General features: G+C 42.6%; 10 protein-coding genes. 1 reads left to right on the forward strand and 9 read right to left on the reverse strand.

Going from position 1 to position 12921, the window contains the following annotated elements; genetic code table 11:
* Positions 1–4: 4 nt before the first annotated feature.
* The 9 genes from dnm_RS29725 to dnm_RS29765 all read right to left on the reverse strand — a co-directional run bounded on the left by dnm_RS29725 (position 5) and on the right by dnm_RS29765 (position 12366).
* Positions 5–1051, reverse strand: a complete 1047-nt coding sequence (locus dnm_RS29725; RefSeq protein ID WP_207680481.1) for an N-acetylneuraminate synthase family protein — start codon at positions 1049–1051, stop codon at positions 5–7.
* Entirely contained in the window at positions 1048–1923 is an 876-nt protein-coding gene (locus dnm_RS29730; RefSeq protein ID WP_207680482.1) for a glycosyltransferase family A protein, read from the reverse strand. The genes dnm_RS29725 and dnm_RS29730 overlap by 4 nt, the downstream gene beginning before the upstream one ends.
* Positions 1924–1928: 5 nt before the next feature.
* Positions 1929–2741: a PglD-related sugar-binding protein gene (locus dnm_RS29735; RefSeq protein WP_207680483.1), complete on the reverse strand. Its 813-nt coding sequence runs from the start codon at positions 2739–2741 to the stop codon at positions 1929–1931.
* Positions 2738–3880: a LegC family aminotransferase gene (locus dnm_RS29740; RefSeq protein ID WP_207680484.1), complete on the reverse strand. Its 1143-nt coding sequence runs from the start codon at positions 3878–3880 to the stop codon at positions 2738–2740. Before dnm_RS29740 ends, dnm_RS29735 begins: the two co-directional genes overlap by 4 nt.
* Positions 3873–4865, reverse strand: a complete 993-nt coding sequence (locus tag dnm_RS29745) for an NAD-dependent 4,6-dehydratase LegB (protein ID WP_207680485.1) — start codon at positions 4863–4865, stop codon at positions 3873–3875. The genes dnm_RS29740 and dnm_RS29745 overlap by 8 nt, the downstream gene beginning before the upstream one ends.
* Positions 4866–5211: 346 nt before the next feature.
* Complete coding sequence (locus tag dnm_RS29750) at positions 5212–6360, reverse strand: NAD-dependent epimerase/dehydratase family protein (protein WP_207680486.1); 1149 nt, start codon at positions 6358–6360, stop codon at positions 5212–5214.
* Between the two features lie 122 nt (positions 6361–6482).
* A complete protein-coding gene (locus tag dnm_RS29755; protein WP_207680487.1) occupies positions 6483–7565 on the reverse strand; it encodes an SDR family NAD(P)-dependent oxidoreductase in 1083 nt (360 codons plus the stop codon).
* Positions 7566–8835: 1270 nt separating this feature from the next.
* Positions 8836–9660 carry a hypothetical protein gene (locus tag dnm_RS29760; protein ID WP_207680488.1) on the reverse strand — a complete coding sequence of 275 codons (825 nt, stop codon included), beginning with the start codon at positions 9658–9660 and terminating at the stop codon, positions 8836–8838.
* A 453-nt stretch (positions 9661–10113) separates the two neighbouring features.
* Positions 10114–12366 carry a dynamin family protein gene (locus dnm_RS29765; protein WP_207680489.1) on the reverse strand — a complete coding sequence of 751 codons (2253 nt, stop codon included), beginning with the start codon at positions 12364–12366 and terminating at the stop codon, positions 10114–10116.
* A 358-nt stretch (positions 12367–12724) separates the two neighbouring features.
* Here dnm_RS29765 and dnm_RS29770 point away from each other — a divergent pair, with 358 nt between their 5' ends.
* Positions 12725–12892, forward strand: coding sequence for a hypothetical protein (locus tag dnm_RS29770; RefSeq protein WP_207680490.1), 168 nt, complete (start codon positions 12725–12727; stop codon positions 12890–12892).
* Positions 12893–12921: the final 29 nt, after the last annotated feature.

The raw sequence follows: 12921 nt of genomic DNA on the forward strand, positions 1-12921 counted from the left end.
TCATTTAATACATATCATTCCAATGAATCAATTCGTTATTCTTAAAATCGTGTTTCAATTTGCGTCCGATCACATATTGCGCTTCATCCGGTCGTATGTCTGTCCCGGGCCGTTTAAAATCGAGATCATCTGCAGTCAAAATATGTCCTTGTTTTAAATCCTTTTTAACAACAATACTGCGCCTGAATTTTAATTTCTTTTCTTCTTCTGATTTGCCTACAATACGCCGATATCGACCTAATGACTTCACAATATTTCGTGATTCTTCTACGATTATCCGCATTTCGTCTGGATTAGCAGAAACCTCATGATCCCATCCTGGCAGTTCTTTGTTTAACGTGAAATGCTTTTCAATCATGCAAGTGCCCAGGGCTACAGAAGCCAGAGGTATCGAAATACCGATAGTATGATCGGAAAAACCTGTAGGATAGCCGAAGGTCTGCCGAAGCATGGGGATATTGTTCAGATGAATATCCTCGTACGCGGGTGGATATATGGAAATGCAGTGAAGCAATATAATCTGACAATTCCCTTCCCTCTCAATTGTCTTTATAGCGTTCTCGATCTCAGCTAAAGTCGCCATTCCGGTCGAAATTATAATCGGCTTATTCTTTTTGGCTATGTGTTTTAGAAACAGCAAATTATTGATATCCATGGATGCTATTTTATAGAATGGCACCTTCAATTCTTCAAGAAAATCAACTTCCTCAATTGAAAATGGTGTAGAAAAAAATGTTATTTCAGCTTTATCGCAATATTCTTTTAACTCGATATGCTGATCATGGCGTAGATAATATTTTTCCACCATCTCTCTTAACGAACCGAAATGTTTCTTGGGCGAATCATTATATTGCTGGTTTCTATCATACTCTTCCTGAGCAATCAGGGAATCAGGGTTCCATGACTGAAATTTTACCGCATCACAACCGCAGGATTTCGCAGAATCAATCATTTTTTTGGCCAGATCCATATCACCATTGTGATTAGCCCCGACCTCTGCGATTAAATAAGGCAGGCCAAAATCTTTAACTTCTTTATCACCCAGCTTCATAACCGTAACTCCTCTAATGTTTTGATAGGTTCCCACCATAAAGACAGGTCATTGGCGTTCAGGCGTATTGCCTTACAATAGTCTTCTTTAAGTAAAACATCTGATTGTAGTCGGGAATATAACCTTTCAAATTTGACTGACAAATTGATATATCCATCATAGAATTTTGCAAGAAAGTTATAATGATCTCGCTTAACCTTAACGCCACGCAGAATTTGTTCGTCTGAAAAAGAACAGGGTGAAGCTATATTATCACCATGTTGTCTGTAATAGGTTTGGGTTTTATTCGTAAATATTGCCTTCGCGCCACAGTGAAGACATAGAGTAAAAAAGGCCCAGTCGAAAGCAATAACATCATCCGGTATTTCCGACATTAATGCAGATATTTTATCTGCTTTTATCGAAGTGTTACTGAGCCCCAGACAATTGCCATTGACAATATCTTCTATAGAAATCACCATTTCATCTTTAACTAACTCTCTAAGCATAGGAACAGGCTGGGGGAATTTTTGTCCTGTCAATAAAATTTCATTGCATACAACATCATGTTCAACCAACATTTTTTTTGATATTTCAATGCGATTATCTGCAAAATAATCATCAGCATCCGCAAAGATAATTGATTCGGCACCTTCAGAGATAGCCCATTGAATACCTGCTTTTCTCAATGCTGCCGGATGACCTTCTTGTTCCAATACCTTAATAGAAAAATCAAATCCTTCTAAAAATCGCCGAATATCAGAAACACCATCATTTAATAAAAAAATGGCAAAGTTTTTATCTGTTTGTTTGCACAGTGAATGGAAAAAATCAGAAATATATGGTTCAACGCCAGGATAAGAAACGGTAAACACTACAGTATTAATCTTCATTTATTTTAATGTTTGGTTATCAGTTTTGCGGGTATTCCCACTACGGTAGTGAAGGCATCTATGTGTTTCGTTACCACTGACCCTGCGCCCACAGTTGAGAACTCCCCGATTTCAAGTTTTTTCTCAATAGATTTTCCTTGTAAAATGGCTGCGTTCGTACCGATATATGCCCCCTCTTTTAAAATGACATTTCCCGATATGTTAGCTCCCGGTGCCAAATTGATGAAATTTTCTATTATACAATCATGACCAACTGTAGAATTGAGATTATAAATTCCAAAGTCACCCATTACTATATTATTGGTAATACGAACACCTGCAGTTATGATATTTCCCTTTCTCTTTTTAAGTATTTCAAGTTGCTTGTAACCCAAACTTGCGGTCGGGTGAATTATATTCGGGAAAGATAGGTGCTTATATCTCTCATATATCTTTTTTCTTGTTTTATTATCGCCTAATCCAATAACAAAAGAATACCCCTCTTTTACCAACTGTGGGATTTTCTCTTCCGGTACAGCGGGGAACCCAAAATACATGCTATCATCAGGGGCCAGATCGACATAAATCAGTTCATCAATACAATCGCATAAGATTATATCAACGGATTCTCTTGAAAAACCAGATACCCCAAAGACACCTATTTTTATAGGGTTTTCAATACTTGGTAAGAAGACAGATTCTGCATTACACGCCCCACGATAATGCAGCGTTTGCCAATTTCTAACTTCTCCATTGATCACTGCATTAGTGGCGATATGTTCTTCGATAACAGATCCATGTTCAATAAGTTTTTTAGTGTTAATTATATCTTTTTTCATAATCTCACGCTACTGGGAAGATTCACAACCCGTTCCTGAAGCCATTTAGAATTTTTCAGAGAATCGGTCTGACAATTCTGAAACATTTGCAAATCGGACATCAATCGCCAAATCGGACGCGTCATTACTCTGTATTCATTTGTCATCTTTAACAGTTCATCTCGTCGGTTTTTATTTGAAAGAATCAGGGCATTGAGCCAGTAATTACTTTGACATTTTTTCGGTTCCAAGACAAACTCGCCCCACTTGCGGTCAGAAAAAAAAGAAGCATATTCTTTCGCCAAATTGCGCTTGTCCTCCAGAAACCCAGTCAATTGTTCAAGTTGAGCGCAGGCCAAGGCTGCATTCAGATTGGGCATTCGAAAATTATAGCCGATCTCATCATGAACATATTTCCATGGGTGGGATATCTTGGCTGTGGTCGTTATATGTTTGATTCTGGCGGCCAGGGCCTCATCGTCTGTCACAATGGCCCCGCCGCCGCCGCAAGTAATGGTTTTATTACCATTGAAACTAAAAATGCCCATTTTCCCGAATGTGCCGCAATGTTTTCCATTGTAAAAAGAACCCAATGCTTCAGCCGCATCCTCAACAATCGGTATTCCCCACGCATTGGCATGTTCCATCAGAGCATCCATTCGGCAGGGGTGTCCAAATGTATGCATAGGAACAATCGCGGCTATTCGTCTCTTGCTCAATCGGTTGTATATACCCCCATTACGTTTTTCTGCAAACCGATCCAGAAACTCTTTCAAGGCGTCAGGACCGAGTCCCATGGTTTCCCGATCCACATCAATAAAAACCGGATGAGCGCCGTTATAAACAATGGCATTGGCCGTAGCAACGAATGTCAGTGGCTGTGTAATGACTTCATTATCAGCTTTGACGCCAGCGAATCTAAGCGCTACCTGCAAGGCCGCCGTGCCGTTTACCGTAACGACCGCCCGCTTTGCTCCCACATAGGCAGCTAAATCCTGTTCAAAACGGTTTACATATTCACCCACACTGGAAACAAAAGTGGATTCAATGGCAGACAAAACGTATTTTTGATCCAACATACTAAAACGAGGTTCATGTAACGGAATGAAACCTTCGGTTTTGTACAGGCTGCGGATCATTTGAATGAGATCTTCAAACATTGTAGATATCCGTTTTATAATGAATGAGGTTTTCAGATCGGGTGAACCAGTTGATGGTTTCTTTCAGGCCATCTCTCAATGAATATTTCGGTTCAAAGCTGGTCAAATTATAAATTTTTGTATTATCGCAGCAAAGGCGAAACACCTCGGAGTTTTTCGGGCGGATACGATTTTCATCGGTGATGAATTCTACATTCGATTTCATCAATTCTTTTATAAGATTCAATGTGTCTCCGACAGAAATTTCCGTCCCGGAACCAATATTGACCACTTCACCAATGGTTTTGTCGGATTCTGCCAATGCAATGAAGCCCCGACAGGTGTCCAAAACATAATTAAAATCCCGTGTGGGCGATACATCGCCCAATTGAATCTGTTTTTTTCCTGCTGCAATCTGTGTGATGATGGTGGGAATCACAGCACGGGCACTTTGTCGAGGCCCGTATGTGTTAAACGGCCTTGCAATAGTCACCGGCAGGCCAAAGGCCAAATGAAAGCTTAAAGCCATTTGATCCGCACCGATTTTACTTGCAGAGTATGGCGATTGCGGTTGAAGGGGATGAGTTTCATTAATAGGTACATACTGAGCTGTTCCGTAAACTTCTGATGTGGAAGTGTGAATCAGCCGCTTACATCTATTTTCTTTGGCGGCCTGGCAAATATTGAGCGTTCCCTTGACATTGGTATCCACATAAGAATCCGGAGCCACATAAGAATAGGGGATTGCAATCAAGGCCGCGAGATGAAAAATGACATTGATATCCTTGGTAATCTCCTTGCAGAAATGCGGATCGCGTACATCCCCGCAAATTACATCCAGATTTTCATTGCTTTCGATAGCCTCCAGCCATCCCCAGTCATTAAAGGAATTATACAGACTTAATGCACGAACAGTGCAACCCATATTGAGCAGAGTTTCAGTCAGATGTGATCCGATAAATCCATCAGCTCCAGTGATTAATATTCTTTCTCTTTTCAAATTCATAGATTCGCCCTCTGAGTCACACAAACTAAAACGCTTAAATATATAGGTAAAACTTCGAGACCTGAAATATCTCTTTCGTGAAGATAAATCAATAAGAAGGAAAGAGTATTCAGCAATAGGAATATTGCTACCTGCGAGGACTGAAATCAGGCTTACATAGCTCCGCCCTTTGAATTACACAGGCCAAACCGTTTTAAACCTCGCCCAAACTTCGAGAGCTAAAATACCTCTTTCGCAAAAACAAGTCAATGAGGCGAAAAGAGTATTCAGCAGGAGAAATATTCTACTTTAGTCGTAATCTGAAATACTCGGCTTTGCCAATCCGAACCAAGCGATCTATCGAGAATTATTCCCACCTAACCCCTCTGAATATCGCATTCTTATCAATAGCATCCTTGTGCTGAATCACCGTCTCCATCATCTGTGCAAGCACGTCATCAGTGAGGTAATTCGGTTCCAAGCCCAGTTCCAGAAGCCCGGTGTGAGAGGGATTATAATAATGATTTTCAGCCTCTTTCCGGGGATTCTCCAATGCTTTGACCTCCACTGGCAGGCCCAGCCCTTTTCCAACCTGCTGAACTTTATCGGCCAGTTCATTCACGGAAAAGGTCTCGACAAACTGATTGAAGATGCGGAGTTCCCCTTCCTTTGCAGGATTTTCCAGCGAGAGGCGCACACAGTTCAGCGTGTCTTTGATATTCAGATAACCCCTGGTCTGTCCGCCCTTTCCGTACACAGTCAGCGGATACCCGGCAACGGCCTGGACCACAAACCGGTTCAGCACCGTGCCAAAGATCTCGTCATAGTTAAAAAACGGGAACAGGCGTTCATCTTTCTCGTTTTCCTCGGTAATGAGACCATACACCGGCCCCTGCATCAGGTCTGTCACCCGGATACCCCACATCCGCACATAGAACCAGAGCAGATCCGTATCCATCACCTTGGTTGTGTGATAAAGACTGCCCGCCTGACGGGGATAGAGAAAACGATGCTCTCTTCCTTTGTGCTTAATATCAATCCAGCCTTCTTCGATATCAATATCCGGTGTGCCGTATTCGCCCATGGTGCCGATCTTTACGATATGCGCTCCAGGACAGAATTCTTTCACAGCAAAAACAACATTCGCTGTCACGTCCAGATTGTTCTGAAGCGTGAGCATGGCTGCACGGCGGTTAAGCATGGAATAAGGCGCAGACGGCTGTTCAGCATAATGGATAATGGCTTCCGGGGTAAAATCTTTAAAAACCTGCTCCACAAAATCCCACTCTCTCAGGTCCCCGATAAACATCGGGACATCATAGCCTGAGACAGCTTTCCACAGATCAGCTCTTTTATGCAGATTCGGCACATCAAAGAGCGGTTCCACATCCTCTTCCCGGCACAGGTGTCTGCGAAGATAATTATCAACCACTGCCACTTTATGTCCTTTGGCTGTGAGATGCATGGCCGTAGGCCAGCCGAGATAACCGTCGCCGCCAAGGATTAAAATACGCATGAATATTCTCCTATGTAAATTCTCATAAGTTTCTGATTTTGAGTTGTTGAAGTTGTTCGTGTGTTGCGTTCCGCTTTGTCTCACTCAGAATATGCAAAAATTTTATTTTTGCACTCCTTGTTCTATTTATCAGGCCAATACCGTTCAGCAGGAAGCATTTTTTCATCTTCTTCAAGCAGCTTGTTTGTCCGGAGGAAATCTGTCAGTTCTTCCTGAGTAATTGCTTTCTCGTTTGCGGAATGATAGGATTTGGTGACGTTTTTGGAAGTAATTTCAGGATAGTTATATTTTGCAGTCCGATAGACCGGTGTAAATGCGGGAAGCACGACAAAATATTGGGGAAGTTCCCAGGTTCGTCTTGTCTCTTCCTCGTTCATGAGTTCTTCATACATTTTTTCGCCGGGCTTGGAACCGATGGTCCGGATTTCAATATCTTCGGGTTGGTGGCCATACTGAGGAGCCAGTTCCCGGATCATGACTTCCGCCAAATCTTTAATCGCTATCACCGGCATTTTGGTCACAAAGACCTCTCCGCCCTGGGCAATATAAGCCGAATCAATTACCAGGCCCACCGCCTCTTCAATACTCATTATAAAGCGGGTCATTCCCGGATCAGTGATGGTAACCGGACCGCCATGGCGAATCTGTTCACGAAAAATGGGAATCACTGATCCGCGTGATCCGAGAACATTGCCGAACCGGGTCGAAGCAAAAACAAAATTTCCATTGTGCTGCTTGCTGTCAGCGGCAGTCATCAGCCTTTCGCCCATAAGTTTTGATGTGCCCATGACATTTGTGGGATTAACGGCCTTGTCCGAACTGGTAAAAATCACCCGTTCCACATGGTTCTCACTGGCTGCCAGGATGATGTTCTGGACGCCCAGCACATTGGTCTGAACGGCCTCGTAAGGGGACCTTTCGCAGAGAATCACATGCTTGTAGGCGGCTGTATGAAAGACAATATCAATGTCCTGCATAAGACGTGTCAGTTTCGCCCCGTCCCGTATATCCGCCATAAAGAATTTTGCATTACCGTATTCTGAGAACTGCTGTTCCAGGAAAAACAACTCGCTTTCATTATTATCCACGCCCACCAGTTCAATGGCGTGATCCTCCAAAAGCTGGCGGACCAGTTCCCTGCCGACCGTACCGCATGCGCCGGTAACAAGAATTCGTTTTTTAGAAAAGAAGCTTTTTGTATTCATTTTTTATCCTATTGCTGTTTATTGGCGACTGACAAATTCATTGGCAGGTAATATCATTCTCGAAAAAGCAAAAATTCGTGTGGCCGAATTTCCGCTTTCTCGATAATGATAAAAACGCATACCGTTAATATAAGACATCTCAAGTCAAAGATACGGGCATGTCTCTTGAATTGTATTGTAAAATCATTTCTTAAATCTCCCAGGCTTTCGGAAATTAAAGTTATCTGCCATTGACAGAAGTTTTACAGACTGAAATTATTTGTTTTGGAAGATGGAGTAAAAAGTGTATTCAATGGAATTTATTTTTCATACTGACGGAAAGTAATTTTGTAAAATTGCATAGCTCCGCCCTTTGAATTACATGCCTGAAACCTACTTAAAATCTTGTTCCAAGTTCGAGAGTTAAATTACTTCACATTTGAAGATGCGTCAATGGGGCGGGAGGTGTATTAAGGGGGAGTGATTTTCCACCTTTATCTCAGGAATTCGCCCTGACATAGCTCCGCCGCCTGAGTTACATGGGGTTGCTTCAAAGTCCGCCCCAAGTTCGAGAGTTAAATTACTTCACATTTGAAGATGCGTCAATGGGGCGGGAGGTGTATTCGGGGGGAGTGATTTTCCACCTTTATCTCAGGAATTCGCCCTGACATAGCTCCGCCGCCTGAGTTACATGGGGTTGCTTCAAAGCTCTCCCCAACTTCGACTCTGAAATTACTTCATCTTTGAGAATGCGTCAATGGGGCGGAGGGTGTATTCCGAGGTAGTCATTTCCTGCTCTGACAGTAGAAAAATGATACAGAGACGGCGTCAGTATATCCCTTTGGCTATACAATGATTTGGATTCATTTGGAAAATGTCCTATTTCACGCCATAAGTCACTTCTTCTGAAAAAGAATCAACGGAGTGAGGAGAGTGTTCAGGGGGCCTTCTGTTTCGATATAAGCGGTGACTGGGTTGAAGGAAGAAATCAACACAAAATCTGGAAACAGATGACGCAAAGTGTCCGGAAGGCGTTCCCACGCAAAGCGTCACTGCCATTAAGTTAAGGAGCATCCGAAGTGACAAAAACAGTTTCCGGCGAGGGTGCGAAAAATAATTTTCGCACTCCGGAAGCTTAACTTAATGGCAGTGACGCAAAGCGTGGGAACGAGGAAAACATTTGATGTAAGCGTTATGAAGTTCTTCTGAGAGTTTGTTGAGGGTCAGTCAGCAGAGGGAAGGGAGAGATTTTGAAATTTTGAAAATATCGGGGGCATTTGCCGTCAGCATATCATTTTTTCTTTTTACGTTTTCGCAGGTAAGCCTCAATTTCTTTGACAGACATTCCCTTCAGAAGTTCTTCTATTCCGACAGCTCTTACAAGTTCTTTGGGTCCGAGCCCTCTGAGACGTTCTTCGGGTCCGAGCCCTTTGAGACGTTCTTCGGGAGGCAGAGTTGAAAGATAAATATCTCCCCATATTTTCCCCATTTCAATGACCTCTTCGGGGGTCAGTTCCTGTTTCATTGGCGCACCTCCTTTGAAAAACCAGTGTTTCCACAACCCTTGCAGAAACCAGAGCAGTTTCATGGAAAACAGGCCGATATTCTGGCCTTTCAGCGTTCTGAAAGCAGCTCTTTTCATCTCTGTCCGGCTTGCAAAACATTTGATGTAAGCGTTATGCGGTTCTTCTGAAAGTTCATTCAGAATCAGCAGAGGAACCGATTCCAACAGCGGATGCAGGCTCCGATACACGCCAGCCCGGTCTGTCGGAGAATAACCGAATTTGTCCAGCGTTGATTTTCTGGTCGTCTTTGCGCTGATCAGAAAGGTCTGTACCTCGCGTCCTGTCAGTTCTTTGGAATCCTTGTAAAAGTAATCATATCCCACAGCCTGGCGAAATGCTGACAGCCCCACTGATTCGGAATACTTGAATTCCAGAAGAATATGATCTGCACCGCTGTCTCTTATGCCGTCGGGCAGGCGTTTCAGTTGTTCCGGAGTCCAAGCCGGATGCGTTCTCCTCAGTAGCAGAATATCTGCTTTTGGCGGATCAGCCATCACCTCTATCTCTGTATGCACTTCAATCCCGACCGGAATCAGAAGTTCCTCAAGCAATTTTCCTAACAGACGGTGCCAGCAGGTTTTCGACGTTTTGGTAGTCCTGCACAACTAGTGATGAATGAAATTCAGTGTCCTGATATCCGGAGGATTGAACGGGATTCAATCACTACCTTTGCAGGACGACCAAGTTTTTTATACATATTTTTTTCTGTGAACAGCTGAGAAACCCGGCTTTTTCCTTCACGGGCGGCGGCTCATTCCGGGAAAAAAGCCGGGTTTCTTTCCCTTGGGAATATCGGAAACTTATGATCAGGTAAGTACCTCAGCAAAAATTTTATACCCAAATTATAATGTGAAATGTTGAATTAACAAATATCAGCTTCAATAAAAATGGCACAAAATATTTGATGAGGTACTTACTTATGGGGAGCTTTGCAGACCTCCGAAGTTTTCAAAACCTCGGAGGGTTTGGGATGATCCGTGAGAATATGGAATGACCCGTGAGAATCAGTTTGGCCGGATATCCGATATCTCCATTTTTTCTCTTAATGTTTCTATCCTTGTATTTATTCCCCGGGAAGCCAGTTCCATATCTTTCAGCAATTGGGATGCCGCGTGTTTATCAATCTGTTTTTTATTGATCAGATTGACAATTTCAGAAATATCCGTGGTATGCGCGTGTAATCGGTCAAGAAGAATATCATAAAGGATGGTTGAAAATGCCTCAACCAGTCTGAAAACATATTGAAATTTTATATTCTCCCTGTAGTCCTTAAAATGAAAAGCAGTTGCTTTTTCCGTTTCCTGTTTCAGACGCGACACGCCCTTTTTTAAGGCAAGGGAGCTTTCAGCTTCGTTTTCAACCGGCTTTTTAAACAGTTTTTTAATTAACCTGACAGCCGTGTAAAAACCAAAGTGCATAATGGCCTCAGTCTTTATCTTTGCGCTGTATCGCATGGACGCGGCCATGGGCGGAAATTTCAATTCCGTAGTTTGTTTTATCAGCTCTGTATCCGGAAGCTCAATCTTGTGCTGATCCCCCTGAATCGGCGCGAGCTGGAAACGTTCCATGATCTTGTTATATTCGTCAAGCGCCTCCTGTACCATGACCTCATAAGGCTCTGCCACGGATTCAAGACTCTCCCTGATCTTTTTTTCCTCTTCCTTTATAAACCGGATGATATCAGGGTTTATGGTTTCAGCCATGAACGAATCAACAGCCTGTTTGAATTCCTGGAACATCAGATACATGGAATTGGAAAAATCCGCGCTGGCTAATGAACCAACGCTGTTTCCCCCGTTGTCATAATATGATACATTATAATTTCTGATAAATCCGACGACCCCCGTGAAAATACCGGACCGGGTATCAAAAAACCGATCAATATCTGCTTTAACGGTGTGCCTGACCTTTTTAACCGTGCCGTTCAGTGTGGTTTCCGTCATGGCCTTTATCTGATTCATCTTTTTCTGATGACGCTTTATTTTTTTAATCATCTCATTGGCATTATGAGCGTCTCCGGAAAGAATATCTGTATTAATATGAATCCAATGTTCCACGCCGGATGAGATCACGCCGAGACGTTCAAGATGGTTTTTACAAAGCAGGGCATAACGCTCCGTTGTCAGCTTATGATTAAAATAAGATTCAAAACGCTTTGTTTCCTGAGCTGACAAATCTGAAAACGCTTTTTCTTTTTCCCATTGCGCGAGCCTCAGGCTGTCTTTTGGTGACAAATCATAAAACCCCGCGGGATTAAAATCAGATTCCGGGGAATCGGATTTTTCAGACCTGCTTTTTTTTGCGCTGAACAAGTTGAAAAGCCCTGACAACGTATAAATCTCAGGGTCCGGTTTTATCAATGAAACCTCTGCTCTTATCTTTTCAACAAGCGCATTAAGATCATCTTCGGATTCATGCTCGTTAAAATCAAAATTGATGACAAACAGGATATTATCTATGATTCCCATCTTTTTAATAATAGATAAGAATTTGATATCTGCCTGACGTACCCCTGTCCTGCTGCTGATCACATAGACAATCAGATGCGTCAGAAGGAGATAATCCTGAATCATGGCAAGATGGAGGGGGTTGGGGGAATCACTTCCCTGACAGTCTGCAATTTCAATGTTGCTGTCAACCTCTCCGGTATGAATTTCCAGTTGCACATCCCTCAGATAAACAGCAAGGGTGTCATCCCCCACAAAATCCTTGTGCATGGCAAAGGAATCCCCCTCATACTCCCGGATCACAGTATCAGAAGAAAGGACATCTTTCACCTTTTCATATCCTTCCAGATAGGATGTCAGAAGCACACTGTTCATATTGCGGGTGTCATTGCTGATCAGCAGGTCTGCCTTTAAATTCCCAAGCGCCTGCTCAAGCGTTTCCCGGTCCTCTTTTTTTCTGATGTCAAATCCGTGATCTCCTGCCTGCCGGTTTAAAGAGGGAAGTAAAACCATGGCCTGCTCTATGTCCGCGTTTATGTCATCATAAGATTTAAAACAGAGTGATGCTTTAAGGGACTGTCCCCTGCGTATTCTGGTGACAATGGAGGTGACAACGCCGGCCCCCCGTTTCAGATAATCCCCGTTAAAAAGTGAATTTACAAATGTGCTTTTTCCGGATTTTATGGGTCCCACGACAGCAACCCGGATGACCTCTTCTGAAAGCTGCTGATGGATATTGTCGCATGTTTTTTCCCAACCGTTAAAAGAGTGATGATTCATTCCCGGTATGGTTTTCACATTTGAGAACAAAGCGGACATCTCCCGGGTGATGTCTAAAAGTTCGTTTTTTAAAAAATGATATGTGTCCATTATAAATAATTAATAACGCCTTAATGTCTCCCCCAAAAAAATGCTCAATGATTTGTTTTAAATATTTCTTATTACAATATATCAGCCTTGTCAAAATGATTTATGGTTAATTCCCTGATTTGTTGTTCTTCATTTTTTGGAGCGTTAATGGACAGGATGGGGTTGTTAATTTTGAGTTTTTGTGGTATAGGATAGAAAAAATAGTTTATGTTCATTTGGAAATGCCCGGAACGCAGAACACCCGGGCTGAACTCAGATCAAGAACAGAATCTAAAATTATGAAGGGAAACATAGGTCTATGTCAGAAAAACATCCTGAATGCCCGCTATATAATCCTCTGAATTGCAAGGAATATTATAATCCCAAACTCTGTGCGTTTGTAAGAAAGGACAAAATTTGTCTTAAAAAAAAGAAACCCAAATCAAAATCAAAAAAGGTAAAGCCGGCCGAAGCGGAAAAAGAATAGCTGTAATATGTGATGACGGGTCCTGCCAA

It is taken from the genome of Desulfonema magnum (genome assembly GCF_017377395.1).
GTDB lineage: Bacteria > Desulfobacterota > Desulfobacteria > Desulfobacterales > 4be13 > Desulfonema_C > Desulfonema_C magnum.

Excerpts from the sequence above, each read along its gene's own strand:
- dnm_RS29740 (WP_207680484.1), bottom strand. The coding sequence starts at position 3,880 with ATGTTTGAAGATCTCATTCAAATGATCCGCAGCCTGTACAAAACCGAA.
- dnm_RS29750 (WP_207680486.1), bottom strand. The coding sequence starts at position 6,360 with ATGCGTATTTTAATCCTTGGCGGCGACGGTTATCTCGGCTGGCCTACG.
- dnm_RS29755 (WP_207680487.1), bottom strand. The coding sequence starts at position 7,565 with ATGAATACAAAAAGCTTCTTTTCTAAAAAACGAATTCTTGTTACCGGC.
- dnm_RS29770 (WP_207680490.1), top strand. The coding sequence starts at position 12,725 with ATGTCAGAAAAACATCCTGAATGCCCGCTATATAATCCTCTGAATTGC.
- dnm_RS29745 (WP_207680485.1), bottom strand. The coding sequence starts at position 4,865 with ATGAATTTGAAAAGAGAAAGAATATTAATCACTGGAGCTGATGGATTT.
- dnm_RS29725 (WP_207680481.1), bottom strand. The coding sequence starts at position 1,051 with ATGAAGCTGGGTGATAAAGAAGTTAAAGATTTTGGCCTGCCTTATTTA.
- dnm_RS29735 (WP_207680483.1), bottom strand. The coding sequence starts at position 2,741 with ATGAAAAAAGATATAATTAACACTAAAAAACTTATTGAACATGGATCT.
- dnm_RS29730 (WP_207680482.1), bottom strand. The coding sequence starts at position 1,923 with ATGAAGATTAATACTGTAGTGTTTACCGTTTCTTATCCTGGCGTTGAA.